Source organism: Chryseobacterium defluvii, from assembly GCF_014204415.1.
In the GTDB taxonomy this organism is placed as follows: Bacteria; Bacteroidota; Bacteroidia; order Flavobacteriales; family Weeksellaceae; genus Chryseobacterium; species Chryseobacterium defluvii_A.
On record NZ_JACHLE010000002.1, the window covers coordinates 424,848 to 450,041 of the forward strand.

Here is a 25,194-nt window from a genome sequence, read left to right on the forward strand (position 1 = left end):
TTTTAAATAAAAAATCCAAAAAAAGTATCGTGTCAGCAAATATTTTATGTTAAATTAAATTATTCATACTGATGATTAATAGAATTTTAATAACTTTATGAAGTTGATTTTCATTTTTTAAATACTAAAATTTGAAAATTATATAAAAACTAATTTCCAGAGTATCATGATTACCAATATAAGATGTATGATTATTGATGATGATGAACTGGACAGGCTGGTTCTTCACCATCACCTTAAACAATACGAGAATATCGAAATCGTTGCTTCTTTTGATTCTGCCGAAAAGGCTGTCCCTTATATTGATCTCTCTATTGATCTCCTGTTCCTGAATACAGACCTCCCGGGAATGAGCGGAATAGACTTCCGGAAACTTGCCCATAAAATCCCCGCCTGCATTTTTGTAAGCTCCCATCCGGAATACGCTGTGGATACATTTGAACTGGACACTTTAGACTTTATTACAAAACCTCTAAAAACAGAACGGGTTCACCTTTCTATTCAGAAGCTCCTCGATTTTTTTGAGATGAAAGAAAAATGTGAGTGCTTTGATGCCCTGATCGGGGAAAACTGTATCAAAATAAAGGACGGAAGCAATATCTGCCAGGTAAAAATCACAGATATCTTATATCTCGAGGCCCTGAAAGACTATACCCTTATTGTCACTTCGGATAAAAAACATTGTATGCTGGATTCCCTCGGAAACATCTTACACAAAAGCCATTTTGATACCTTTGTGAGGATACACCGCAGTTATGCTGTTCCAAGACACCTCATCCGAAGTAAAAACACGCATGAAGTAGAGCTTGTAGAACAGATCAGGCTGCCCATAGGAAGGGCTTATAAAGACAATCTGTTTTTTTTTGACCCCTAAAAAATCTTTTTCCTTTATTTTTTTCGGCCGTCGTTGGTCGATTTTTTTTGTCGTTTATCTATTTTCAAAATATCAGGTTTTAATATATGGTAATTTTAGTGTCCCAAACACTATGAAAATATACTATTTCTAACCATAAAACCTATAATATGAAAATCAAATTTACTCATCTCATTCTTTTTTGCGTGTTTACTTCTCCCGGACTGCTAAAAGCACAAATGGCAGTTTTAGCTGCGGGGGGTGACGCAACCGGAGGCAATGGGTCCAGTTCTTACAGTGTAGGACAAACTGCCTACCTTCACAAAGGAATTAACAATCAAGTGATGGAAGGTGTTCAGACCGCCTTCGAAGTTTCGGCTCTCGCTACTCAGGAATCGGGAGTTGAAAAGAACGGTATATTACTTTATCCCAACCCGTTCAGGGACAATCTCTACTTAGATTTCAATTCGGAGGATTACAGGGGCTCAGGGTATCAGCTATTTGATGCTCAGGGGAAACTGATCAAAAAAGATAAGATCCATCAGTCAAAATCCGAACTTAATTTCTCTGATCTTCCAGCCGCTGTGTATATCATCAGCATCAATCAGGAAGGTAAAAACATCAGAACATTCAAAATCATTAAAAAATAAATTACCATGAAAAAACTGTTATCTACTATAGGCATTGTGCTGGGCATATGTATGGCTTCAGCCCAGGTCCCTGAGAAAATGAGCTATCAGGCTGTAATCCGGAATAATATCGGACAGCTGATCCCTAACCAGAGTGTGGCCGTGAAGGTGAGCATCTTACAAGGTTCTCCCGCCGGAGCAGCCGTATATTCCGAGAGGCTTACGGGAAACACCAACGCCAACGGGCTTGTAAGCCTTGAAATTGGCTCTGGAACAATCCTTACCGGAAACTTTCCTACGATCGACTGGTCAACCGGAAGTTATTATTTAAAAACAGAAACCGACCCTGCAGGGGGAACCAATTATACCATCGCAGGAACCAGCCAGCTATTAACGGTTCCTTACGCCATGTATGCCAAATCAGCAGGTGGCGGAGGAAGTTTCACCCTTCCTTATACCAATACCCTGAATAACGCTTCTACCCTCTTCTCTTTAATCAATGATGGAGACGGCACTTCTTTGGAGGGCGTTAACAATACTACCACTTCAAGCATCGCTGCGGTGCGCGGTTTGGTTACCAATACTTCTCCGGGAGGGTTTTCTTCCGCTGTCCGCGGCATCAATAATGGTACCGGCGGACTAGGAATAGGTGTCTGGGGAAGCCAGAACGGAAGCGGATGGGGAGTTTACGGTGTTACTCCCAGCGGATTGGGGGTTTACGGTAATTCCAGCGCCAATGGATATGGTGTGTATGCCAACAGTAATACCGGTACGGGATTAAATGCGACCAGTAACAATGGTATTGCCGCAAATTTCTCCATTTTTAATAATGCCAATAACAATACGGTGATTACAGCAAATACTGTAGGGAACGGAACTGTTGTGGATGTGACCACTACAGGAAACGGAGCCGGGGTAAGAAGTTCTACCGGAGGAGGATTCGCTGTTCATGGAATTACTTCTGCTCAAACCTCTGCCGGTATTATTGGAGATAACACCGGAGCCGGAGAAGCGGTTGTCGGCAGAACCACCAGCGATATTGCCGGAGCAGTAGTAGGTAGAAATGATGGCGGAGGCTACGGTGTAAGAGGTTTTGTTGCAACCAACACAAGCGGAACCGGTGTCGGGGTTTTAGGCCAAGTCGGGCTTAATAATAGTACGGGACGTGCAGGGCGCTTTGAAAATTTTAATTCTTCAAATAACATAAATAATACTTTCGAAGTAGAATCAAACGGAAATGGAAATATTCCGGATAATACTCAAGGTAATGCCTCTTCTTTCTTACTTGATAATACAAACAGTGTAGGAGCAGCGGTAAGAGGTGAGGTAAATACCATTTTTGGAAACTTTGGTGCTGCCGGTATTTTTGGCATTTCTTCAGGAACGGGAGGCCGTGCAGGATTATTTTATGCATCAAACCCATCAGGAAACGGGGCTTCTCTCATTGCTTTAACCGATGGAAACGGAAATGCCATCACTGCCAATGCCGGGAAAGACGGAAATGGTGTTGAAACCAATGTAGACGGGGCGGGTAATGCCCTTTACGCGTGGGTGCCATCTTTTTCCGATGGACGCGCAGGCAGATTCGAGATTTTTAATGAAGACAATGAGAACGACGTAATATCTGTAAAAACCGTAGGTAACGGTATTGCAGGTAACTTCCGTGTTGATCGTAATACCGGTACTTCACCGGCAGTAAAAGGTGAAGTGAATTCCATGTTTGCCAACTTTGGTACTGCAGGTGTGTTTGGCCTGTCATCAGGTACCGGAGGATATGCAGGTCTGTTCTATTCCTCCAATCCAAGCGGTAATGGCCCTGCCATACTGGCACTCACAGATGGTAATGCAAATGGTATTACCGCCAATGCCGGCGGTAACGGCGATGGCGTTGAAGCATCATGCGACGGAAATGGAAATGCCATCTCCGGCTTTATTCCTAATTTTGGGACCGGAAAGGCAGGCAGATTTGCCAATTTCAATAACGCCAACAGCCAGCCAGTAGTACATGTAACCACCACCGGTACTGGTTCTACCCTTCTTGTTAACCATCAGGGACCTTCAGGTAATATTGCCGTATACCAAAGTGCCTCAGTCAATGTAGCCCGTATCAATAAAGCGGGAAGAGGCTTTTTTAACGGGGGAACTCAGGCAAGCGGGGCTGATGTGGCCGAGGCATTTGATGTAGAAGGAAACATTTCAAGCTATGAGCCCGGAGATATTTTAGTGATTTCAACTACAAAGGACAGATCCGTAGAAAAATCTTCTGCTCCTTATTCTAATCTTGTAGCCGGTGTATATGCGACCAGGCCCGGAGTTTTATTGACCGAAGAACACATTGACGCAGATCTTTCTGATAAAGTTCCAATGGGTGTAATCGGAGTAATTCCTACCAAAGTATGTCTGGAAGGCGGAAAAATAAAAAGAGGGGACCTTCTGGTAACTTCTTCAAAATCCGGAGTGGCCATGAAAGCTAATCTTAAAAAAGTGAAAATCGGGCAGGTTCTCGGTAAGGCGCTTCAGGATTATGATCAGAACGGAGTCGGAAAAATCAACGTATTGGTAAACATTAAATAAACTATCATGAAATCATTATATATCATTTCTTTTTTAGCATTAAGCTTAAATGTTTATGCACAGCAGGATAAAAATATTTCTGAAACACAGGAAGCTGCGAACTTCAAAGAATCTAAGGAGCTCGAAGCCAGAACGATGAAGGAAGCCCAGGAGAGGGCAAAGCAAGCACCTTCAACAACACTACCTTCCGAACAGGGGCTTGAAGTAAAAAAACAAAGCCCGAAACAAGAAACAACAAATAATTCCGGAAAACTGCTGTCCAATACGGCAAGCCTGGAAGAAATACGTGCAACAATCCCCGGAAGACAACCGCATAAAGCAAATAGTTCCAAAATCAAAAGTAATAATACACAAGGTTTAGTCAGTACTCCGAATCTGACCATACAGGACATCAAAAAAACGATCCCGAAAAACTAATAACAAAAAACAGATTTTTCAACAAAAAAGAAAGTCCGCTGATTGCGGGCTTTTTTATTGGTTAAATTTATTTTAGCAGACCGATTATCAATCCCAATCTGCGGCAATAAATTTCATCTCATTCCCATTTTCATCAGACAGGGTAAGAAAATGCCCTTCAATGGAATATTTTGTCATTTTATCAAAGTTTTTTGCAAAAGCAGTTTCCAAATCCATGTTTTGACACGCCATCATGGTACTCCCGACTCCGGAAATTGTTACTTTCCCGCCATTTTTGAATTCGGAGGTGAAAAACATTTTGTTACAGCCCATAAAAGCACCGCCACGGATTTTACCGTTCTCTTTTTCAGCGGTCAAATTAATACCTGCTTTGTTTTTTACCATCTGTTTTTTGGTAAAGCCTTCCAAAGAAACCAGCATCCATTCTCTCTGAATATGAGGATTTTTGAGCTGTGCAGAAGAACAATTCAAAATGATTCCTAAAGTAAGAACTGACACAAGGGAAATGATTATTTTTTTCATACAGGGTTTCATCCCATTTTCATACCAACTGCGGACAGCCGTATCGTAAAATTTAGTAAATTAGCGACACAAAAATTTAATTTATAAAAATGAAAAGAATATTTCTATTATTCACTTTCTTATTGAGTTTTGCTCAAATGAGAGCGGACGAGGGGATGTGGCTTTTAATGCTCATCAAAAGACTTAATGGTGTAGATATGCAAAAGGAAGGTTTGCATCTGACACCGGAGGAAATTTATTCGGTTAACAATTCAAGTTTGAAGGATGCCATTGTAAGCTTTGGCGGCTTCTGTACAGGTGAGATCGTTTCTGACCAGGGTCTTCTTTTTACCAACCACCACTGTGGATATGGCGCTGTTGCAGCTGCTTCTACTCCGGAAAAAGATTATTTAAAGAATGGTTTCTGGGCCATGAAGCAAAAAGATGAATTCAACGCAAAGGATCTTTATGTAAGGTTTTTAGTGAGAATGGATGATGCTACGCAAAGAATTAATTCCAAGCTCAATAACAATATGACCGGCACAGAGAGAAAAGCCGTGATCGATGCTGAGACCAAGGCTATACAGGCTGAAAATTCTGAAAACGGAAAATATACGGTAGTAGTACGAGATTTCTTCAACGGAAATGAATTCTATTACTTTGTTTATCAAGACTATAAGGATATAAGATTAGTAGGGGCTCCGCCTTCTTCACTGGGTAAATTCGGTGGTGATACGGATAACTGGGAGTGGCCGAGACATACGGCAGATTTCACGGTTTTCAGAGTGTATGCTGATGCTGCGGGAAATCCTGCTGAGTATGCTCCGGGCAATATTCCTTTGAAACCTAAGCATTTCTTACCTGTTTCTCTTAAAGGGATTAAACCTGGTGATTTTTCAATGATCTTAGGATACCCGGGAAGAACCAACCGTTACCTGACTTCTTACGGTATCGAACAGATGGTTAATAAAGATTACCCGGCTTGGGTGGAGGCTTCCAAAATGGCTATGGATATTATGAAGAAGTATATGGATAAGGATAAGGGAACTCAGCTTAACTATGCTTCTCAGTATGCCGGCGTGGCAAATTACTGGAAAAACAGACAGGGAACCATTGATGCTGTTGAAAAAAATGGAACAATTGCTGACAAACAGAATATTGAAAGAACTTTCAGAGAATGGTCCGTACAACCTGAAAATTTAGAGTATGATGGAATATTGGATGAAATTTCCGGCTACTACAAACAGGTTTCCAACAGAAATGTGGAAAGAAACTATATGGCCCAGCTTTCAAGAAACGCAAAATATATCAGTCTTGCCTACCAGGTTGGAGCTGTGCTTAAGTCTTATGCTGAGCAGGATATGCAGGGAAGGCTTGCTATGAAGCCTAAAGTAGACGCAGCTGTTAAATCAGCCTATGAGAATATTAATACCAACCTGGAAGGAGAAATGCTGAATTATTTAGTAAATCTTTACCAGACAAGAGTAGATAAGGACGTTGCTTCTCCGACAATCATGGGGCTTGATGCCAAGAATCTTTCCAATGTTGCCTACTCTTCAATTTTTGCAAATAAAACTTCGGTTACCAACTTTATTTTAAATCCTGACCGTTTAAAGCTTGATGCTGATCCTCTTTTAAAGATTGCTAATGGGCTGGCTACGGATCAGAAATTATCCGGCGAAAGATTTTCTAAAGTAGATGATAATTTTGCAAAAAACAGCCGTTTATTCTTAGCTGGCCTTATGAAGGCTATGCCTGAGAAAAAATTCTATCCGGATGCCAACTCAACAATGAGATTAACATATGGAACGGTTGACAGACTGCCTGTAAGGGATGACAGAAATTATTACGGTATTACGGATAACTATTATACAGACATGACAGGGCTTGTAAGTAAATACAAGAAAGGGGACGAAGAGTTTGACCTCCCTCAAAGGGTTATTGATCTTTATAATATGAAGGATTTCGGACAGTATGCCGATGCGGAAGGTTATATGCCTGTAAACTTCCTTTCTAACAACGATATTACAGGTGGAAATTCCGGTTCTCCGGTAATCGATGGTGACGGAAACCTTATCGGTATTGCATTTGACGGAAACAGCGAAGCATTAAGCGGTGATATCGTATTTGAACAGGAATGGCAGAAAACCATTAACGTAGATGTTCGTTTCGTTCTTTGGATCATTGATAAATATGCCGGTGCGAGAAGATTAGTTGACGAACTGCAGCTGGTAAGAGGTGAAAATACTCCTGCCGACACAAAAACCCGTGCTGCTAAGCCTGAACATGCGAAAACAGGTAAAAAGAAAAAATAATTTTTATTGAAATATATCTTTAAACCGTGAAATTAAGTTTCACGGTTTTTTTATTTTTGACTGAATTTAAACCTAATCGGAATGAAAACAGAAGTCATACAATTTTCAGCAGTGATCAAGCAAGACGGAAACATGAATGCCGCTTTTGTGGAGTTTCCGTTTTCTACGGAAAAATTATTTGGCACGAAAAGGCCAGGTAAAGATCAAAGCGGTGTTTGATGATAAGATAGAATACCGCGGAAGTCTTGCCAAAATGAAATCCGACTGTCATATTTTAGGTTTGACTCAGGAAGTACGGAAAAAGCTTGGAAAAACCTTCGGTGATGAGGTTTTGGTAAGCCTTGTTGAGGATAAGGAAGGAAGAAAGGTAGAAATTGCGGATGATATTAAGGCTGTTTTTAATGAGAACCCGGACGCAAAGGTATTATTTGATGCGATGAGCTATACCCACCAGAAAGAATATATCCGATGGATCGAGGAAGCTAAAAAGACCGAAACGCGGGAGAGCAGAAAGGTGAAGATGGTTCTGATGATTCTGGAGGGTAAAAAAGGAGTTTAAAATGATTAGACATTAGTTTTGATATTCTCTTCTGATTATATTGTGAATGATAAAACATCTTATTTAATCAATAATTAATGGATTTTTTGTCGTTAACTTACTATGAAATATTTTAATCTGATTGTTTCTTGAAGAGTCTAAATACATAGGGATTAAATATTTTTTGATTTTATTACTATCAATTTCTATCTGAATGAAATATTTTTATTTTTCTTAAGAAGAAAATACGAACTTGAGTTTTTAATCTGATCAAATAATAAAGCAATACCCCTATCAAAAATCTGTTTAGTTTTTTAATAAAATAGCATTGATCTCTCAGCTATCTCTACCGGCATTTATATGTTCCAGAAATCCCGGTCTAAGCTTCTGTATTGGATAGCTTCGGAAATATGATGGGACAGAATATTCTCAGCCTCTTCCAGATCAGCAATAGTTCTCGCCACTTTTAAAATTCTGTCATAAGCCCTTGCTGAAAGATTCAATCTTTCCATTGCTAATTTTATAAGATTAAAAGAGGCTTCATCAAGTTGACAGAACTGTTCTATTTCCCTGGGACCTATTTGAGCATTGTAGCTGATCTTCAAATTTTTATACCGGTCATTCTGTATCTCACGGGCTTTTAAAACACGCAGTCTGATATCTGCGCTTTTTTCGCCTTTTCTTTTTTCTGCCAACTGCTCGAATTCAACCTTCTGGACTTCAATATGGATATCGATCCTGTCCAAAAGAGGGCCGGAAAGTTTGTTCATATACCGCTGCATTTCGTAAACAGATGAGGTGTTGTTCGGGTCATCGGGGAAAAAGCCACTTGGGCTTGGATTCATAGAGGCAACCAGCATGAAGCTTGCGGGATAATTGACTGTAAATTTTGCTCTTGAAATGGTAACTTCCCGGTCTTCAAGGGGCTGTCTCATCACTTCAAGAACCGTTCTTTTAAACTCCGGCATTTCATCCAAAAATAAAACACCGTTATGAGCCAGCGAAATCTCTCCCGGCTGAGGATAGCTCCCACCTCCAACAAGTGCTACATCTGAAATGGTGTGATGCGGGGACCGGAAGGGCCTTATGGTCATTAAGGAAGTTTCTGTGCCTATCTTCCCGGCAACGGAATGTATTTTGGTCGTTTCCAAAGCTTCTTTCAGGGTAAGTGGGGGAAGAATGCCAGGGATTCTCTTGGCAAGCATGGTTTTTCCGCTTCCCGGCGGGCCGATCAAAATGATATTGTGTCCTCCGGCAGCGGCAACTTCCATCGCTCTTTTTGCAGCTTCCTGCCCTTTGACCTCGGAAAAATCAAAAGGAAACTGGTTGATCTTTTCCTGAAATTCTTTCCTGGTGTCAATGATCACTTTTTCAATGGGTTTTCCTTCATTAAAGAAATCAATGACCTCTTTGATGTTCTCAGCTCCATATACTCCAAGATTGTTTACGACGGCTGCCTCCCGAGCATTCTGTTTTGGTAAGATGATTCCTTTAAATCCTTCTTCACGTGCCTGGATGGCAATAGGCAGGACTCCTTTTATCGGCTGCAGGCTTCCATCAAGAGAGAGCTCTCCCATAATGATATAATCCTGAATATTTTCAGCACGGATCTGATCTGATGCAGCCAGAATACCAACAGCAATACTGAGATCATAAGCTGAGCCTTCTTTTCTGAGGTCAGCAGGAGCCATATTGATTGTGATCTTTTTTCCGGGAATTTTGTATCCAACGTTCTTCAAAGCAGCGGATATCCTGTAGCTGCTTTCTTTAATGGCATTATCGGGCAGCCCTACTAAATGGTACCCTATTCCGCCTGTGTCTACGTTGACCTCAATAATGATTGTTTGAGCAGCAACTCCATGAATTGCGCTTCCATAAATTTTTATCAGCATGTTTGTGTTTTAAAGTAAATGTAATCATTTTTGGTTTAATTACAAACTGCTTTCTTTTCATTATATCCTGATATTCACCTATTTTCGCTTAGGTTTTTAAAAAATAAACCGGCGCAAATAAATTTGTGCCGGCCTAACCATTATTGAAAAAAAACTAAACAAATCCATTTCCGGATCTATCCATATCTTACTTTTTAATAAACTTATTCTTATAGATCTTTCCGCCCGCACTTTTGGAAATAATAAAATAATTTCCGGCGGTAAGCCCGCTGATGTCTATTGCTTCTTTATACTGATGATTGCTTTTTTGCAGGATCAGCCTTCCTGATACATCTACCACAGAAATATCATACGTTTTATCTGACTCTTTTCCAATAAAAAGAACCTGAGTCGCCGGATTGGGATACAGGGAAAGATCATTTTCTTTCGGGTCTACTTCGCCGGTTACTAAACCACAAAAACCCCAGTTTCCGAAATTCAGTTTCACAAACCCTCCAAGCCCCAGAAACTCACACTGGTCCGGGCAATATTCCGTGCAGGCATAAAAGCCAAACTCCCCTGAGTCTGTTGCAGTATAGGAGTCTCCTGTTGCTCCACTGATGATGCAGGGATCTCCCAGAACCGGCGGAATATTTGCCGGGACACATTTATACCATGTATGTAATCCATACAAAACAGGAAAAATATTTTCAAAGGTTACAGATGATCCGTTGCAGACATTATATTCACCTGCATCGATCTGCTGATAGGTTCCGGGCGTAAAAGTTGTCAGCATTGCGGGAAGAGCATAGGCATATCCGTCTGAAAGGATTGCAGGGCTTTCTGCCGTACAGTCATTAAGGCTGACCTCTACTTTGAAGTAATACAACATATCATTGGCCCCGTCAATGGTTAAACTTTGAGAAGTAGCTCCGGGAACAGGTACCCAGGGATTAGGGTTGGGGGTCTGCCAATCCCATTCCTGCCTGTACCACTGATAACTATCATAGGTTTGTGTCGTAAGCGTTTCTGATTCCGTGTTACAAAAAACAACCTTATCCGGAAACATCACTCCCAGTCTTGGACTGGTAATTGCAGGACTGAATGAACATTGAGCACTAATTTTTAATATTCCGAGGAATACATAAAGGGCTAAAAAAGTTAATTTTGTCTTCATATCATATCTATTTAATGGTGAGTTTTATGTACAATAAGCTAGTCGATCACCAGCCTGATCCCGAATTTCATATTGAAGTTGAGCGGCTTATCTTTATAGAGGGTATTCAGCGAGCTGTTATCCCTGAAATGATATCCTACTCCCGGCTCCGCATAGACCCCTACATTTTTTATGATCTTATATTGGACTCCTGCTGCGGTGTTGACGGAAAACTGGACGGGTTTAGATTCCAATTTTTCCTTTTTCTCTTCTTTGATCTCATCGTTAACAATGTACTGGGTTTTCACACTTCCTGCCACGGCCTTCTCTACCAATGCCCCACCGGTGATATACCCCGTAAATTTCCCTTTCTGTACGACATTATAATTAACCTGAATAGGAATACCTATATAATGAACCGACTGATCGGTTTTTATCAGGCTGGTAGTACTTCCCGACCTGAGTTCTGATGATAATTTTGTATAGTTCACTCCTGTACCTATCCCCCATCTTTTTCCCAGATTCCTGTACAAAGAAACTCCAAATGTCACCGGGACTTTATGTTTTACGGTAGCTTTCACTTCTTCCTCCTGATTGGCTAATAATACTTCCGTTAATGGATTTTCTCCATATCCGGACGTGTGAAATACTTCATCAATGCTCATCGGGCTTCCGTTTATGGTGGCATATCCCGGAAACTGCTCCGCAGAGTTTGAGGAGGCATTACCTGTAAGCAGGCTGAGCATCCAGGATGGATTAGTTTTCTTTTTAGCCGATGCTAATTTTTGATGTACTTCATGGGTATCTTCTCGTTCTTTTTCGTTTTGGGAAAGATGTTCTGTGTTTTCCCCTTCAGCAGGGTGATCAGGATCAGCAATTGATTTGTTCTCCTGTATTCCTGGCTGATTATCTCCCAGATCAGCAGTTTTATCAATATTCTGATGAATTCCGGTCTCTGAACTATTATCAATCTTTATAATATTATTCACTTTATCAATAATCTGCGTAAAAATATTTTCCGTAGAAGTTGCGTCTGATATCATCATACCAGAGTGATCTTTCTTTCCTGAGGAGTATCTCATACTCATGTTTTCCTTTTCATTTTGAAATAGCTCATTATTGGGAAAATTATCCGGATTTTTTATTTTGCTGTTATTTTCTGACCGGGCCTGGCTTTGCAAAGAGCTGTTTCCATTTCCATATCTCTCGAAAAGCCGATTCCCTATCAAAAAGAATAGGGCAACAGCCGCCGCTGCTCCTGCAATGCGGTACCATACGGGCCTGTAGCCACCTCTCGGATTTTTAAGATCTTCTTCCGGATTCTTGCTTTCCGGGTTAAAACCAATAACTTTATTTTCCTCCTGATTACCGAATAATTCATCTCTGATATCCTCCCACAGACCATCCGGAGTATCTTCTGTATGATCCTCCATTTTTCTGCGCAGGTTATTTAACCATTGATTATTCATATTGTGCTTTTTTTGTCTTCTTATATTCTTTAATGTTCCGGGCAAGCATCGCTTTAGCTCTATGAAACTGTGATGCGGAGGAATTTTCGGCAATCTCTAAAAGTTCCGCAATCTCTTTATGGCTCTTTCTTTCGAAAACATACAGGTTGAAAACAGCCCTGTATCCCTCAGGAAGGGAGCGTATCATTTTCATAATAACTGTCTGCGGGACCTCTTCAAGATCAGGATCTTCTTCATGAGGAATATCCGGGAAATCAAACTCATCCTCAAGCCTTCTTAAATCATAATTTTGCTTAATCTGCTTCAGGGATTCGTTGACCACGATCCGGGCCATCCATGCTTTCAGTGAACCGTCTCCCCGGTATTCAAAGGTTTCTATGGACCGGAACATTTTAATAAAGCTGTTCTGCAGGACATCATGGATATCTTCTTTGCCGATGACGTAGCGGGAGCATACGGACGTAAGGCTTCCGGAATGCATTCCGAAAAGCTCTTTCCAGGCGGCTTCCTCCTTCCGCAGAAGGCGGCTGACCAAAATCTGCTCCTTATTTTCTTTCATGCAGTTTTACAATAATTCCTGATTTAATGATTGATCAAAATTTCAATACAAAAATAGATTGCATCTTAACGAATACAATCTATTCTGCATTTATCTTTATTTAATTCTTTATACAATACGGGAAATCATGCTTAATAATATCAAAAGGATCCAGCATCAATCCATCCACCGTTATTTTTTCCACAGCCAGGCCAAATCTCAATGAAAAGTCCTGTCCTACATAAAATCCTTTCTGTTTAGCCGCCAGTGTTACGGTTGTATTCCTGTTGATTCCATCTACAGGGATCTGGAGCTGAAGGGTCTTGGGTGCAAACGATAATTCCACTAGGTTATTTTCTGCGTTCACTTTTGCGGTATAGTCAAGGTTATATTTCACCTTCCCTATTGCTGCCAATGCCGCTTCTGTTTTTACCGGGTCTTTCACTACGGACTTTACGATCTCTTTTATCGGAAATTCTATAAACTTAATGGTGTCTTTTTTGACGGTAAAGTCAACTATTTTTTCTGTCTTTATATTGCCCTGTGAGGTGACAAGCTTTCCTTTATAATTTCCGTTCACATCTTCCAGTTTTACGGGTATGGGTTCATAGTCATCATTGCATGACATCAGAGACAGGCTTACAAAAAGGATCAAAACAGACATAAAGGTTTGAAGTACTGTTAATTTTTTCATTATTTTCAGGATTTTCATTAAACATTAATTATTTGAGTACTCATCTATATAAATCCGTTTTTCGGGAAATCTTGCATGGAATTTTAGAAAAAAAAGATAACTCATTGATTTTTAGAGAAAAAAATCAATACGAGAACAGAACGTTTTAACAGACTTAGTTTTTATAAATAAAAAGCCGCCTTTGTTGAAGGCGGCAGTGTTTAAGAACTAGAATGTTCTCGAAATTGCTTAAAATCACGTACAATTTTTTAAAATCCCTACATCATTTTACTCCAAATAAATACAAAGCTTTTCCAGAGAATCGGTATTATTCTGAAGCGCTCCAAAGAAACAAGCATGCTTTTTAACTGTTTCTAATTTCATAATAGAGAATCCAATCGTTTTTCTTTGCCTAATATAAAATCTTTAAAATATGCCTGCAAAATTTTTAAAACATCTCTGATATTTGCTTCCGTTGCTTCTGAAGAGGCATATACTGAGGTATCGTCTTGTAAGTTCAAATCATCAAAAACATCTGGATTTTTATCATAATCTTTCACTATTTTTTTTAATGAAGAATACATATCAATATAACAATCTTTTCCTTGAAATGAGGTCAAATCAAAAGAAACATCATTTTCATATCCATTTTTAAGATATATTTCAGATTTAGGAAATATGATGCTTACTCCATCTGCATCTTCTTCCAATTTATAATCTGCAGGCCAATTAAATTCTTTCATTACTTTTTCTACTGCTGATAAACTAAAATAGTCTTCAGGTACATACATTTTATTTCCCATAATTATTTAATTTTTGTTGCAACATGTCCATTTATTTGATATCCATTTTTTCTTAGGTGTTCCACTTCTCTACTAAAAATAGTCGGGATTTTATTCCCACTTTCATCTACTGCAAATTTATTTTTCCCGGTTTTCACATATTTTCCAATGTCGGAATCAGGATCTGTAACAAATCGGATAGGATCTTTTCTCTTTATAGCTTCGTCCAACCATGGTTTGTTAACTTTCTCCCAAAATTCATCTGTCACTTTTTTGTAATATTTATTTTTATCAACAGCTTCTAGGTATTTGTATTTTTCAAGAATCTTACCCCATTTTGGAGATCGAAGAATATTAATTCCTCCATCATTCATTCCCATTTTTGTAATCCCTTCCATCACCTCTCCTCTTCTTGCCACAGTATTAACGTCTTCAAGAATACCTGTTACCGTTGTTGTTTTATCAGCCTCTAACAATATTGTATTCCCTCCGAAAATCTGAGTTTTACTTCCCGTCAATTCTAAATACTTCCCTCTTAAAAAATTACCAAATTCTTTCCCTGTCTGAGGATTTACCAATCTTTTTACAGGAGGGACTTTTACTTCTTCAGGCACCCTGCCATCAACGTCTTTTTCAGCTTTTTTTGATGCCTCTTCTATAGCTTCCTTTGTTTCTCCCGATTCTAAGGCTTCCTTCGCTGTTTTGGAAATATGTTTTGCTTCTTCCTCAGTAAGCTCTTTTGCTACATCTTCAGAGGCTTCTTTCACCGTTTTTTCTATAGTTTCTTCAACAACCTCTTCTGTTATTTCTTTTCCTGCTAATGTGCTTATTTTTGCCACTTTAGACCCTTTTAATATAGGAATAAGAAACGTTAAAATATCCGGTATTAATTCTCCAAATTCTTTAAGAAGATAATAGCTTTTCCCCTTATAGGTAAGTAGCCAGATTCCAAAATCTTTAAATATTTCAAATACTTTTTTAAATATTTTGTTCAGTAACTCAAATGTATTATAAAAAAGTTCATTCACAAAATTCTCGAATTTCTCAACCAGCTTATCAGACATCCTGAACCCTATTTCATCTCTCAGGATAAGAATGATAATGGCAACCAGATCACATAATCCCGCTAAAAACTCCAAGATCCCGTTATAGAGGCCAACTAAAAAAGCATGGTAGTGCTTTAAAATGGTCTGAAAATTTCCATCAGGAATATAAAAGTCCGCCAGCTTTTCAAGGTAACCGTCTGTTATTTTCTGACATTCATCAATATTTTCATGGAGCCACTCTTTAAGCATTTTAGAAATAGGATCCTCGCGGGTGATCTTCTTATCTATCTCTTCTTTTAAACTTTTATAGGGCCTGTTAAAAAAATCTTTCAGAGAATTAACTCTGTCTTCTTTCGTATCATAAAAAATAAAATTCGGTAAAAAAGCAGGCGTATATTCTTTTCCTGGCAAATCGCCGTTCCAGTATCTGTCTTCTTTATACTTTTTAGTCCTCAGCCAATGCCCTAACTGAAAGGCCCAATCAGGCATATTAAGATCTATGTATTCTGCCCCCTTCAGTATAAGTATAAACCATGAAAAGTCATCAAATTTCTGATTGTCATATTCATACTGAATGGCTTTTATCAGTAAATCTTTAAACTCCGGCGTGTTTTCCTCTTTCTCTACAGCCTGTACTGTTTGGGCCGAGACGCTGGTAGCCCATGCCGTTTTAATATACAGCTCCGCAATATCTTCCGGATCATTGTCTTCCCACGGCAGTTCCTGAAAGTATTTATTCCTTAAATCATCTACTACTGCAGCTCCGAATTTTACCCTTACTATTTTACCAAAATCGAATCTCCCGTCATCTGTTTCTATAAATACCAATACCTCAAATGGCTTTTCCGGGTTAGGAACATTTTTAGGATCCTCATACATTTTTATGACCTCCTCTCCGTCCGGATGCGAATACACTACAAAATTATATTTTGCCATTTTTCTTATTTATTAGTAGGTTATAAAAATCTGCCTGGTTATGAGATATCTTTGAGGACAGGTCTGCAATAGTAATGTCCCTTTTATCCAATATTTTTGAATTCCCAAAAATCTCTTTAGCCCAATCGTGGATATTCTTATCCCAAAACTGCCCAAACGGACTGTTTTTAAATACACTCATATTCTCAAAGGTCTTATCTGAAAGCCCTTGCAATGGGCTCTTATTTCCTTCAAAGCCTTTACTTACTTCTTCAAAAGACAATATTTTGAATTCCGATAAGTCATCACTCCATTCATCATTAAATATTTCCATGTTCTTTGTTTTTAATTGTTAAACACTCCAACTCATTCACGGGAAAAAGCTCTTTAACGGTCTTTCCTCTGCAAAAAACTTCAGTCTGGCTTTCATCCATCACCAGCAGATCCAGATGATAATCTTCATCTATTAATACTCTGCTATTTTTTAATCTGAACTTTGCCTGTACCAGAACATCCCAGTCTTTTCCCTCCAGTTCATTCCAGCATGCTGGCGGAAGCTTTCCCCTGCTCCCGAAAAGCATGATTTTTTCTACGGCTGTAATCTCATCAATCTTGTCCTTAAGACGCGTGAGGATATAAGGCAGCACTTTTTCGTGCTGCCAAATAGCCTCAGGTTTTACCTGGCTCATCTTTACAATTTTATTTGATTTTTACATTACGGACTGAACCAGAAACTTGCTTAAAGGAACCGTGTCCAGATATTCTGTCTGAGGAATAACCTGTCCGTCTTTGTCCAGAATCCTTTCATTGCCATATCTGCTATAATCCGGAGTAGACATTTTTAAAGTGGAGTTCCCCAGATCAACTGTGAATTTCAAGGTATCGTGCAAATCATCGCCTCCCGGTTTTATGAACGTAAAGGTCTTTATCTTGCTCACATTGATTTTGAATGTGATCCCGTTGCTTCCCGTTGGAGATGCCTCTACTCCTTCAATGGAAGAGATTTCATCAGCTAGGGCTTTATAGGCAACGGTTGAAGGTTGTGCCCCGAACCACGAAGCATCTCTATCAATGGTTATACTATTTCCCAAGCATTCATATGTTTTTGGAAATACTTGTGCTGTATCCATTTCAGCAACGGTTCTGTACCAATCCATATTGTTGAAGGTGATCTCCATCCACTGATCTGCGGGTTGTCCGATCTGGTTATTGTTCAGTTCAAAGCCGCTGTCACACATTTCCCCCAGGTTATCATCAAATTTCACTCCCGGTTCACAAGCGCAAGGCAATGCTTTTTCTACCTTTAAGCCGATAGAATCTGCCTGCAGAATGGTAAGTGATGTAGGGATCTTCTCTCTCCAAGGCTCTCCTTCTTTGGTTCCTTTCGGAGCACGCATTTCATCTACAATGGAAAGGAATAATTCATCGTCAATTACAGGTACTTCTCCTCCGTTCCAGATCTGTCCGGTTGCCATGAAATGTCTTACCGCTTCTTCAAACCCCGGTCTTACGGTAACAATAACCCTTGCCATCCCGGATTGCATAAATGCTCTGAAAGTAGGGTCATTATCGTCGAATTGGTATAAATCTCCCCATGATTTTCTTTCTCCCCAATAGTACGGATAGAAATAATAGCTCATGATCTCCCATTCGAAAGCCTGCTCCATAAATTTCACAAAAGCGGCATACTTATCCAGTTTTCCATCCACTTTGATGTCTGTATTATTGAATGTCTCCTCTGCAGCTCCATCGTTGGTATAATACCTCTTTTTCCCAAAAGTAAGGTCAACATTAGGATTTTGATTTAGCATATAGGAAATACAGTTTCTTCTTAAGATTGTATTTTCTATTTTCCTGTAGAAACCAGGATTTGAGCCTTTGATCTGAACACCTAAAGCTTTTGCATCTGCTAAAGCCTGCTCATATTTGGATAATTCCACATTGTATGCATCAATGATCTTATTGAATATTTTTTGCAGCCATGCATTTTTTGCATTTTCAGTTAATATCAGATCTGCAACCAAAGAACCACTGATCCCTCTGATATCCCAGAATAATGAAGAAACGGTAATCGCCTGTTCAACATTGTCCAGGATCATATTAACATTTCCTCCGGTTTCAGTTCCACAGATGTACACACGGCTTGACGGATGCATTCCCGTACCTGCTCCAACGCCAACGTTCACCGTACCTTTCACTTTTGTAGCACAATATCCTTCTTCAACTTTGAAATCATTATTATTATAGACACCGGTCCATCTACCATATACTCCGCTCACGTCCTGTCCAATGTTTTTATCCGCGAAGGAGAAACTTATTTTTTTAGTGTATGCCGGCCTTTCGTCCAATTCCACATTATAAATCCCGGACCAGTATCTTAAGACCGTTTCGTTGCTCAAAGAAGAGAAATTTTCCATCTTGTGAATAGCAGATTTTCTTGGGTCTACCGGTTCTACCAGCTGATTTTCTGCATTTTTGGAAGCTTTCATTCCTAAAGAATGCAGTTTGGCCGGCTCAGGAACCATAAATTCGAACATCATACGTTTACCATAGTTGTAGATCTGGTTTTTCACCACTTTATCCACCCAACGGTAAACTCCTACCACATGGTTGTCTCCTTTAGTATTATCGAAACCATGCTTATTGTTTTCCTCATATTCTTCCAGGATCTTATCAATACGCTCTTCTTTTACCTTGGTTACGATTCTGTCCAAAGCTCTTGCAGTAATATCTTTAGCTTCGGTAACAGCTTGCCTGTTGCTTTCTTCTTTAGAATTGTGAGTGGCATAATTGGCTCCAACACTCAATCCATACTTTCCGGTCGCATCACTTCCCCAGCTTGCGGTGAATCCTGCATTGGCTGCAAAATCTCTGGATTCCTGAAGGATCTTAGCTACTTCGCTCTGCATTTCATGTCTTTCGGTGGAAGTAGTATCGGTAAGCTTTTCTTTTTCGGATTCTGACGACTTAGTCGTTTGGGACTCACTTCGCTTCAATCTTCTGGTTGCCCTTTCCTTGTATTCTCTTGCCATAATGTTTTCGATGTGGGCTACATCTCCTTCTACATAACAATAGGTACTTTGCTCTACCTTCCGGTAATCCGCCACACCTATATTCTTCATTCCGAAGCCGGATGGGATAAATGCTCCGTTGGGATCTGTGCTTCCTCCCTGATTGCCTCCGCCTGTTTCTTTTTTCAGGGTGAATGCTCCGCTTCCTTTGAAAACTCCTTGCTTGAACGGATTATTGATATCTGACGGATCCTGTATAAGGGTTACATCCATAAGATAGGTTTTCCCGTCTTCCAGCACTACTTCTCCTCTCAGAATAAAGCCATTCTGCCTTGCTGTAAGGGAAGCCGGAATACCCGGACTGTTATAGAACAGGAAGCTCACTCCATAGGACGGTTCAAATACAACATTAGAGCTTAGCTGCGTTCCATTGATCGTTACATCATAAGAACCGGACATGATCCTGTGGGCAAAATTCTCAACAATGATCTGGATGAACCATTCGGAATTATTTTTTACCGATGTTTTCACGCTGTATGGGATCCATCCGTTGGGAGTTGCCGAATTCGTCACCGGCACCACAACGCCTCCCACTGATGTGGAAACCTGCTGATTCAGTACTGTATTATCTAAAATCGTCTGCTGTAATGACTGATTGCTCTGAGCAATCCCTTGTGAAAGTTCCTCAAAGGTGGAAATCTGTGATAAAGCATTACTTCCTTCAGAAATACCCAATACTCTGTTTAAAGCTGAAATATTTTCATCATTCAGATCTTTTAACAGGTCTTCAGCCTGAACTTCCGGCCTGAAGTCGAACCTGAATTCCGGAAGTTCCGGAGCGGATATATAAGGCAATCCTGCCAATTCTTCTCTTTTTCCGCTGTCAATATATAATTGTTTTTTATATTCCTGCTCCGTTAACTTTTGCTGATATTCCTTTCTTACAGGATCTACTTCTCTGTCATAAGCATCCAAAGCCCGCTGATGTTCTTTCTGATATTCTTTTTTATAGGCTTTTTCCAGCATATTCAGGGCTTCGGATAAATTCTGGTTTTCCTGAAGCTGCATTTTTGCATCAACAAACTTCATGTTTTTATCGTTATACAATACCCTTGGAGCCTGAACTTCTTCTTCCATTTTAGCCATTTTGGCCGCTGCGCCTCCGGAAGGCGTTGAAGATCCGCTGTCTATCCTGAAAAGCTCTTTCGGCAGGACTACCTTTGCTTTAATGATATCCTGATAAACCACCTCATCTGATCCATCATAAACCCGAAGAATATGTTTAAGGTGCAGATACTGCATAAGGATTTCCTTGGCATAGAAATCTTCCTGTGTCACAACCTGATAAATAAGGTTATCCCATATCCAGGTATCTTCCCCCAAACCTGCACGAACCGCATGTGAAGCATAGTCATTAATTTTTGCATCAAATTCTTCTTTTGTAGCTGCTGCTTTATTTCTGGCTACCCAAACAGCTAATTCGTAGAATTGAGGATCTCTTTCCTTTAAAGATTGTTCTGTTTCTATCGTTAAGCCTGCGATGGTTTCGCAAACCCTCTGTAAAGATTCGCCGTTTTCCACTCTTGGGTCAATGACTCCTCTTTGGGTGTTATAATCCCTGAAAATAAATCTTCTTTCTTTGTTTTGAGGGTCTGATAATTCCGGATTACGCATTGTTGCGAATCTGAATAATGTTTGTGAGCTATTATTTTGATTAATTGCTGCCATTTTTGTAATTTTGTTTTGATTTTATTAAATAGGTTAAGATTTTGAAGATCTTTTTATTAGAGTGTCTTCAGGTTTTAGCCTTATTTTTTTAGGTGGTTTCCGGCAAAAGATGTCCACCCTGTGTTTTAAAATCTGCTCTCATATTATCTTTTTTTCTCTGAGGCAAAGATCAATGCTGATGACGACAGAACTCGTCGTATTAATTATTTTTTTGTATTATTTTATTTGCCTGATCCTGAACATTCATATAAAGCTTTTATTAAATAATTAATTTTGTTTAAAATTTTTCTTTATAAAGCAGAAATGGGTAAAGCTGTAGATATATCCTGTAAATGAAGCAAAAGACAGGTTCCAATTATTTCATTATTTTAATACATTTGCTAAAACATCATTCCGAATGAACTTTGAACAGATCAACTTGCATCTTGGAGCTTATAAAGAGCATGATCAGATTATAGATGCCGCAGAATATTTAATCCGGTCATTTAACTTGGAGCACGAAAATTTTGCCGGATTTGGTTTCCGGGAAGAGCTTTCGTCCAATTCAATGCTTTTAACAGCGGAAGGGGAATTGGGAGGGCCACAGAAGGTCATGATCCCAAGGAACTTATTCGATTTTGATCTTAATCTTGTCCTTAATATGGTTGCTCATGAAATGCTCCATGTAAGACAGAAAGCTCCCGGAAATGTTATTGAAGATAAAAATGAAAGGGAGTTCCAGGCATATTATGAGATGCTTTTTCATAAGGTTTTTCCACAGATCCCCGATGTTTCGGATTTTCATAAAAAGTTTTTCGGAAACAAGGCACTGGAGTATTACAGGAGAATGGGAGAAGGTTCTGAATTGCAGCAAAAATATGCTGTACAGAAAACTGAAGTACAACAACTCATTAATTCATTACCGCAATGATAAAACCGGAGATCAGCTGGGGAGATTTTGAAAAGATAGATATAAGAACGGGAACCATCATTTCCGTAAGTGATTTTGAAAAGGCAAAAAACCCGTCTTATCAGCTGGAAATTGATTTCGGAGACCTGGGTATAAAGAAATCGTCCGCCCAGATCACGACGCTCTACAGAAAAGAAGATTTAATAGGTAAACAGATTCTGGCCGTCGTTAATTTTCCAAAGAAGCAGATTGCCAATTTCTTCAGCGAATGCCTCGTTTTGGGAGTATATGGAACTGATAAAGAAGTGACTCTTCTCACCCCTTCCTTGCCCACCCCAAACGGTATGTCCGTAGGATAAAATTTAAAAACACATATGATACAAAACATTCCATTAGAAAGAATTTTATTTCTTGATATTGAGACCGTTCCGGGAGCAGCCCTGTGGGATGATCTTTCTGAAACCGACCAGAAACTCTGGGATAAGAAAACCAGATTCCAAAGGAAAGAGGAGATATCTGCCGAGGAGTTTTATCCGGAAAGAGCCGGGATTATGGCTGAATTCGGGAAGATCATCTGCATTACCATTGGTATGCTGGAAAAGAACGATACTTTAAAAATTAAAAGTTTTGCAGGCCATGACGAAAAGAAAATGCTGCAGGAATTCGGGGAATTATTCAACAGCCCGAGGCTCCGGGATATTATTCTCTGTGCCCATAATGGTAAGGAGTTTGACTTTCCTTGGATCGCAAGGCGGTTTCTGGTCAACGGGATGCAGCCTCCGCTCCCGTTCCAGATGTTTGGGAAGAAGCCCTGGGAAATCCCTCATATCGATACGATGGAGCTATGGAAGTTCGGGGACTATAAAAGTTTTGTTTCTTTGGAACTGCTTGCCCATGTTTTCGGGATTCCTACTCCTAAAGATGATATAGACGGATCAATGGTTTCATCAATTTACTACATAGAGAAAGACTTGCAAAGAATAGTTGACTATTGTGAAAAAGATGTCTTAACTTTGGCAAATATTTTCCGGCGCATGCGTCAGGAGGATTTATTGAAAAGGTATATCAATTTAGATTAAAAAATGAAATTTACAGACGATCAGATTGCTGACATTGGCGAAGATATCATCAGGACCCTTAAAACCGTATTTGACCCTGAAATTCCGGTAGACATTTATGAATTAGGCCTGGTGTATGATGTACAGATCTCCGAAGACGGCGATGTAAAAATTATAATGACTCTTACAACGCCTAATTGTCCCGTTGCCGAAACGCTTCCTCAGGAAGTAAAAGACAAGGTACAGGGAGTGGAACATGTAAAAAGTGTTGATCTGGAGCTTACTTTTGAACCGAGCTGGAATAAGGATATGATGAGCGAAGAAGCAAAATTTGAATTGGGAATGCTTTAATGAGCAAAAAAAGTAAAATACGAAGACTGCCTTTAAAAGACAGTCTTTTTTATTGGGTTTTATTTTTCAAAGCAAAACTTATTTTAAATTTCTCTGGCAATCTCTTTTCCTTCTCTTCTGCTCCATTCGCTCCATGAGCCTACGTACAGGGCAGGGATCTGAAAGCCTGCGTAATCCAATGCTAAAATGGTATGGCAGGCTGTAACTCCCGAGCCACAATGGATAATTATATTTGGGGGCTTATTTTTTAATAATTCTGAGTATTTTTCTTTTAAAGCTTCAGGGCTTAAAAACATCCCGCTCTCATCAATGTTTTCAGAGAAAGGGATATTAATAGCCCCAGGAATATGCCCGGCAACCAGGTCTATAGGTTCAGATTCTCCCTTATAACGATAAGCGTCTCTTACATCTATCACCGTGGAGGAATTGTTTATTAATTCATTTTCAACCTCTTCCAAATTCGAAACGGGGAGAAACCACTGATCTCTTTTAATGATTACTGCTGGAGAAAAAGCTTCTTCTCCTGAAGAAAACGGCAGTCTTTCTTTTTCCGCGGCCTGAATTCCGCCATCCAGAACCTGAACATTTGCCAGCCCGAAGGCTTTCAGCATCCACCAGGCTCTCGCTGCAGCATTTGAGCCATTTTTATCATCATATACCACAATATGGGAATCTTCTTTTATTCCCAATTTTGAAAGGGTTCCGATGAATTTTTCAATACCGGGAAGAGGGTGCCTCCCGCCAAAAGCGGCATTTTCCCCGATCTCGGCCAAATCTTTATCTAAATCAATAAATTTTGCTCCTTTAATACGACTTTCAAGATAGTTTTTGTGAGCCTCTTTTCCGGTTCTTGCATCAAGGATGATGAGGTTTTCATTTTGAATTACCTTTTTTAGTTCAGAAGCATTGATGACGGGTGAAATTCTATGCATTTTGTTCATTTAAAAATGAAAAATATCCTTTGCTTTGTTATAGGAGCTTTCAAAGTTCAATACATTCAGAGTGTGATCTATTTTTTCGACACTCATAAAGTTAATGACCTGTTCTGTAGGCATATTTCCCACTAGATCGTCTTTTGCCATCGGACAGCCTCCGATCCCTTTAATAGCACTGTCGAATCTTCTGCAGCCTTTATCATAAGCGGCCTTCAGTTTAGAATAAGAATCTTCGTACCGGTTATGAAAATGCCCTCCAAAATTGATCTCCGGATATTTCGAAGGTATTTTTTCAAACAAAAGAGCAATGGTTTCAGGCGTTGCAACTCCCGTTGTATCAGACAGTAAGATATTTTTAATGCCTATTTCAGAAAACCTCTGTGCCCAGAAATCCACATCTTCCCATTTCCACATTTCCCCGTAAGGATTTCCGAAAGCCATTGAGAAATAAATATTCAGTTCTTTGTTTTCGCTTTTTACAAGGTCAAGCATTTTTATGATCTCACCGAATGCTTCTTCCCGGCTTTTGTTTGTATTTCTATGCTGGAATGTTTCCGAAATGGAGAACGGGAATCCTAAAATATCTACAGACCGGTGCTCCAGTGCTTTTTCGGCTCCTCTGTAATTTCCTATAATGGCAGATACTTTTGTGCCGGACACAGATTTATTAATATTTTCCGCAACTTCAGCAGAATCGGCCATCTGTGGAATTGCTTTCGGAGATACAAAGCTCAGGCAGTCCAATACATCAAACCCCACTTCCATAAGAGAATTGATGTAATCTATTTTTTTATTGGTGGGTATAAATTCTCCCCAACCCTGCATTGCGTCCCGCGGACATTCGGTAAGAAACATTTTTTACTTTTGATTTTCTCAAATATAATAAAACTAAACTATTTTGTATGAGTCTTACCCAAAGCTAAGATTATTTTGGTTTTCAGCGGT

24 protein-coding genes are annotated in these 25,194 nt (G+C 39.6%); 11 read left to right on the forward strand and 13 right to left on the reverse strand.

The window, feature by feature from the left end:
• Positions 1-166: 166 nt before the first annotated feature.
• From HNP38_RS10345 to HNP38_RS10360, 4 genes are all read left to right on the forward strand, one after another.
• Complete coding sequence (locus HNP38_RS10345; protein WP_184188950.1) at positions 167-874, forward strand: LytR/AlgR family response regulator transcription factor; 708 nt, start codon at positions 167-169, stop codon at positions 872-874.
• A gap of 149 nt (positions 875-1,023) precedes the next feature.
• The gene (locus HNP38_RS10350; protein WP_184188953.1) at positions 1,024-1,503 is read left to right on the forward strand and encodes a T9SS type A sorting domain-containing protein; all 480 of its coding nucleotides are present in this window, start codon (positions 1,024-1,026) and stop codon (positions 1,501-1,503) included.
• A 6-nt stretch (positions 1,504-1,509) separates the two neighbouring features.
• Positions 1,510-4,056 (forward strand): beta strand repeat-containing protein, encoded by a 2,547-nt coding sequence (locus HNP38_RS10355; protein WP_184188957.1) that lies wholly within the window; start codon positions 1,510-1,512, stop codon positions 4,054-4,056.
• A 6-nt stretch (positions 4,057-4,062) separates the two neighbouring features.
• Complete coding sequence (locus HNP38_RS10360; protein ID WP_184188960.1) at positions 4,063-4,473, forward strand: hypothetical protein; 411 nt, start codon at positions 4,063-4,065, stop codon at positions 4,471-4,473.
• A gap of 87 nt (positions 4,474-4,560) precedes the next feature.
• On the opposite strand, the gene HNP38_RS10365 is transcribed toward HNP38_RS10360, so the two are convergent.
• On the reverse strand, positions 4,561-4,995 hold the full coding sequence (locus tag HNP38_RS10365) for an META domain-containing protein (RefSeq protein WP_184188963.1): 435 nt from the start codon (positions 4,993-4,995) through the stop codon (positions 4,561-4,563).
• A gap of 89 nt (positions 4,996-5,084) precedes the next feature.
• Between HNP38_RS10365 and HNP38_RS10370 the strand changes: the two genes are divergently transcribed.
• The 3 genes from HNP38_RS10370 to HNP38_RS10375 all read left to right on the forward strand — a co-directional run bounded on the left by HNP38_RS10370 (position 5,085) and on the right by HNP38_RS10375 (position 7,848).
• A complete protein-coding gene (locus tag HNP38_RS10370; protein ID WP_184188966.1) occupies positions 5,085-7,289 on the forward strand; it encodes a S46 family peptidase in 2,205 nt (734 codons plus the stop codon).
• Positions 7,290-7,370: 81 nt separating this feature from the next.
• Positions 7,371-7,508 carry a hypothetical protein gene (locus tag HNP38_RS17995; protein ID WP_228461031.1) on the forward strand — a complete coding sequence of 46 codons (138 nt, stop codon included), beginning with the start codon at positions 7,371-7,373 and terminating at the stop codon, positions 7,506-7,508.
• A complete protein-coding gene (locus HNP38_RS10375; RefSeq protein ID WP_228461032.1) occupies positions 7,468-7,848 on the forward strand; it encodes a YdeI/OmpD-associated family protein in 381 nt (126 codons plus the stop codon). The genes HNP38_RS17995 and HNP38_RS10375 overlap by 41 nt, the downstream gene beginning before the upstream one ends.
• Before the next feature lie 335 nt (positions 7,849-8,183).
• Here the strand turns inward: HNP38_RS10375 and HNP38_RS10380 are convergent, their stop codons facing one another.
• From HNP38_RS10380 to HNP38_RS10425, 10 genes are all read right to left on the reverse strand, one after another.
• Complete coding sequence (locus HNP38_RS10380; protein ID WP_184188969.1) at positions 8,184-9,719, reverse strand: YifB family Mg chelatase-like AAA ATPase; 1,536 nt, start codon at positions 9,717-9,719, stop codon at positions 8,184-8,186.
• 187 nt (positions 9,720-9,906) lie between these two features.
• Complete coding sequence (locus HNP38_RS10385; RefSeq protein WP_184188972.1) at positions 9,907-10,875, reverse strand: T9SS type A sorting domain-containing protein; 969 nt, start codon at positions 10,873-10,875, stop codon at positions 9,907-9,909.
• Positions 10,876-10,913: 38 nt separating this feature from the next.
• Positions 10,914-12,323 (reverse strand): outer membrane beta-barrel protein, encoded by a 1,410-nt coding sequence (locus HNP38_RS10390; protein ID WP_184188975.1) that lies wholly within the window; start codon positions 12,321-12,323, stop codon positions 10,914-10,916.
• The gene (locus tag HNP38_RS10395; RefSeq protein ID WP_184188978.1) at positions 12,316-12,882 is read right to left on the reverse strand and encodes an RNA polymerase sigma factor; all 567 of its coding nucleotides are present in this window, start codon (positions 12,880-12,882) and stop codon (positions 12,316-12,318) included. Before HNP38_RS10395 ends, HNP38_RS10390 begins: the two co-directional genes overlap by 8 nt.
• Positions 12,883-12,982: 100 nt before the next feature.
• On the reverse strand, positions 12,983-13,555 hold the full coding sequence (locus tag HNP38_RS10400) for a DUF4840 domain-containing protein (protein WP_184188981.1): 573 nt from the start codon (positions 13,553-13,555) through the stop codon (positions 12,983-12,985).
• 359 nt (positions 13,556-13,914) lie between these two features.
• Positions 13,915-14,337 (reverse strand): hypothetical protein, encoded by a 423-nt coding sequence (locus HNP38_RS10405; RefSeq protein WP_184188984.1) that lies wholly within the window; start codon positions 14,335-14,337, stop codon positions 13,915-13,917.
• 2 nt (positions 14,338-14,339) lie between these two features.
• A complete protein-coding gene (locus HNP38_RS10410) occupies positions 14,340-16,298 on the reverse strand; it encodes a hypothetical protein (RefSeq protein ID WP_184188987.1) in 1,959 nt (652 codons plus the stop codon).
• On the reverse strand, positions 16,285-16,611 hold the full coding sequence (locus HNP38_RS10415) for a hypothetical protein (protein WP_184188990.1): 327 nt from the start codon (positions 16,609-16,611) through the stop codon (positions 16,285-16,287). Before HNP38_RS10415 ends, HNP38_RS10410 begins: the two co-directional genes overlap by 14 nt.
• Positions 16,598-16,966, reverse strand: coding sequence for a hypothetical protein (locus HNP38_RS10420; protein ID WP_184188993.1), 369 nt, complete (start codon positions 16,964-16,966; stop codon positions 16,598-16,600). Before HNP38_RS10420 ends, HNP38_RS10415 begins: the two co-directional genes overlap by 14 nt.
• Before the next feature lie 21 nt (positions 16,967-16,987).
• On the reverse strand, positions 16,988-21,016 hold the full coding sequence (locus HNP38_RS10425; RefSeq protein WP_184188996.1) for a hypothetical protein: 4,029 nt from the start codon (positions 21,014-21,016) through the stop codon (positions 16,988-16,990).
• Between the two features lie 397 nt (positions 21,017-21,413).
• Between HNP38_RS10425 and HNP38_RS10430 the strand changes: the two genes are divergently transcribed.
• Genes HNP38_RS10430 through HNP38_RS10445 form a run of 4 tightly spaced genes read left to right on the forward strand, consistent with a single transcriptional unit; the run spans position 21,414 to position 23,314 of the window.
• Positions 21,414-21,926 carry a hypothetical protein gene (locus tag HNP38_RS10430; protein WP_184188999.1) on the forward strand — a complete coding sequence of 171 codons (513 nt, stop codon included), beginning with the start codon at positions 21,414-21,416 and terminating at the stop codon, positions 21,924-21,926.
• Positions 21,923-22,264 (forward strand): tRNA-binding protein, encoded by a 342-nt coding sequence (locus tag HNP38_RS10435; protein WP_184189002.1) that lies wholly within the window; start codon positions 21,923-21,925, stop codon positions 22,262-22,264. The genes HNP38_RS10430 and HNP38_RS10435 overlap by 4 nt, the downstream gene beginning before the upstream one ends.
• A 15-nt stretch (positions 22,265-22,279) precedes the next feature.
• Entirely contained in the window at positions 22,280-22,984 is a 705-nt protein-coding gene (locus HNP38_RS10440) for a 3'-5' exonuclease (protein ID WP_184189005.1), read from the forward strand.
• Positions 22,985-22,987: 3 nt separating this feature from the next.
• A complete protein-coding gene (locus HNP38_RS10445; protein ID WP_184189008.1) occupies positions 22,988-23,314 on the forward strand; it encodes an SUF system Fe-S cluster assembly protein in 327 nt (108 codons plus the stop codon).
• 83 nt (positions 23,315-23,397) lie between these two features.
• Here HNP38_RS10445 and HNP38_RS10450 read toward each other — a convergent pair whose 3' ends face one another.
• Together HNP38_RS10450 and HNP38_RS10455 are read right to left on the reverse strand one after the other, a co-directional pair.
• Positions 23,398-24,246, reverse strand: a complete 849-nt coding sequence (locus HNP38_RS10450; protein WP_228461033.1) for a sulfurtransferase — start codon at positions 24,244-24,246, stop codon at positions 23,398-23,400.
• 9 nt (positions 24,247-24,255) lie between these two features.
• The gene (locus HNP38_RS10455) at positions 24,256-25,104 is read right to left on the reverse strand and encodes a hydroxymethylglutaryl-CoA lyase (RefSeq protein WP_184189014.1); all 849 of its coding nucleotides are present in this window, start codon (positions 25,102-25,104) and stop codon (positions 24,256-24,258) included.
• Positions 25,105-25,194: the final 90 nt, after the last annotated feature.

What these genes read in the sequence shown, in the direction of transcription:
- HNP38_RS10345 (WP_184188950.1), top strand. Translation starts at nt 167, where the DNA reads ATGATTACCAATATAAGATGTATGATTATTGATGATGATGAACTGGAC.
- HNP38_RS10350 (WP_184188953.1), top strand. Translation starts at nt 1,024, where the DNA reads ATGAAAATCAAATTTACTCATCTCATTCTTTTTTGCGTGTTTACTTCT.
- HNP38_RS10355 (WP_184188957.1), top strand. Translation starts at nt 1,510, where the DNA reads ATGAAAAAACTGTTATCTACTATAGGCATTGTGCTGGGCATATGTATG.
- HNP38_RS10360 (WP_184188960.1), top strand. Translation starts at nt 4,063, where the DNA reads ATGAAATCATTATATATCATTTCTTTTTTAGCATTAAGCTTAAATGTT.
- HNP38_RS10365 (WP_184188963.1), bottom strand. Translation starts at nt 4,995, where the DNA reads ATGAAAAAAATAATCATTTCCCTTGTGTCAGTTCTTACTTTAGGAATC.
- HNP38_RS10370 (WP_184188966.1), top strand. Translation starts at nt 5,085, where the DNA reads ATGAAAAGAATATTTCTATTATTCACTTTCTTATTGAGTTTTGCTCAA.
- HNP38_RS17995 (WP_228461031.1), top strand. Translation starts at nt 7,371, where the DNA reads ATGAAAACAGAAGTCATACAATTTTCAGCAGTGATCAAGCAAGACGGA.
- HNP38_RS10380 (WP_184188969.1), bottom strand. Translation starts at nt 9,719, where the DNA reads ATGCTGATAAAAATTTATGGAAGCGCAATTCATGGAGTTGCTGCTCAA.
- HNP38_RS10385 (WP_184188972.1), bottom strand. Translation starts at nt 10,875, where the DNA reads ATGAAGACAAAATTAACTTTTTTAGCCCTTTATGTATTCCTCGGAATA.
- HNP38_RS10390 (WP_184188975.1), bottom strand. Translation starts at nt 12,323, where the DNA reads ATGAATAATCAATGGTTAAATAACCTGCGCAGAAAAATGGAGGATCAT.
- HNP38_RS10395 (WP_184188978.1), bottom strand. Translation starts at nt 12,882, where the DNA reads ATGAAAGAAAATAAGGAGCAGATTTTGGTCAGCCGCCTTCTGCGGAAG.
- HNP38_RS10400 (WP_184188981.1), bottom strand. Translation starts at nt 13,555, where the DNA reads ATGAAAAAATTAACAGTACTTCAAACCTTTATGTCTGTTTTGATCCTT.
- HNP38_RS10405 (WP_184188984.1), bottom strand. Translation starts at nt 14,337, where the DNA reads ATGGGAAATAAAATGTATGTACCTGAAGACTATTTTAGTTTATCAGCA.
- HNP38_RS10410 (WP_184188987.1), bottom strand. Translation starts at nt 16,298, where the DNA reads ATGGCAAAATATAATTTTGTAGTGTATTCGCATCCGGACGGAGAGGAG.
- HNP38_RS10415 (WP_184188990.1), bottom strand. Translation starts at nt 16,611, where the DNA reads ATGGAAATATTTAATGATGAATGGAGTGATGACTTATCGGAATTCAAA.
- HNP38_RS10420 (WP_184188993.1), bottom strand. Translation starts at nt 16,966, where the DNA reads ATGAGCCAGGTAAAACCTGAGGCTATTTGGCAGCACGAAAAAGTGCTG.
- HNP38_RS10425 (WP_184188996.1), bottom strand. Translation starts at nt 21,016, where the DNA reads ATGGCAGCAATTAATCAAAATAATAGCTCACAAACATTATTCAGATTC.
- HNP38_RS10430 (WP_184188999.1), top strand. Translation starts at nt 21,414, where the DNA reads ATGAACTTTGAACAGATCAACTTGCATCTTGGAGCTTATAAAGAGCAT.
- HNP38_RS10435 (WP_184189002.1), top strand. Translation starts at nt 21,923, where the DNA reads ATGATAAAACCGGAGATCAGCTGGGGAGATTTTGAAAAGATAGATATA.
- HNP38_RS10440 (WP_184189005.1), top strand. Translation starts at nt 22,280, where the DNA reads ATGATACAAAACATTCCATTAGAAAGAATTTTATTTCTTGATATTGAG.
- HNP38_RS10445 (WP_184189008.1), top strand. Translation starts at nt 22,988, where the DNA reads ATGAAATTTACAGACGATCAGATTGCTGACATTGGCGAAGATATCATC.
- HNP38_RS10450 (WP_228461033.1), bottom strand. Translation starts at nt 24,246, where the DNA reads ATGCATAGAATTTCACCCGTCATCAATGCTTCTGAACTAAAAAAGGTA.
- HNP38_RS10455 (WP_184189014.1), bottom strand. Translation starts at nt 25,104, where the DNA reads ATGTTTCTTACCGAATGTCCGCGGGACGCAATGCAGGGTTGGGGAGAA.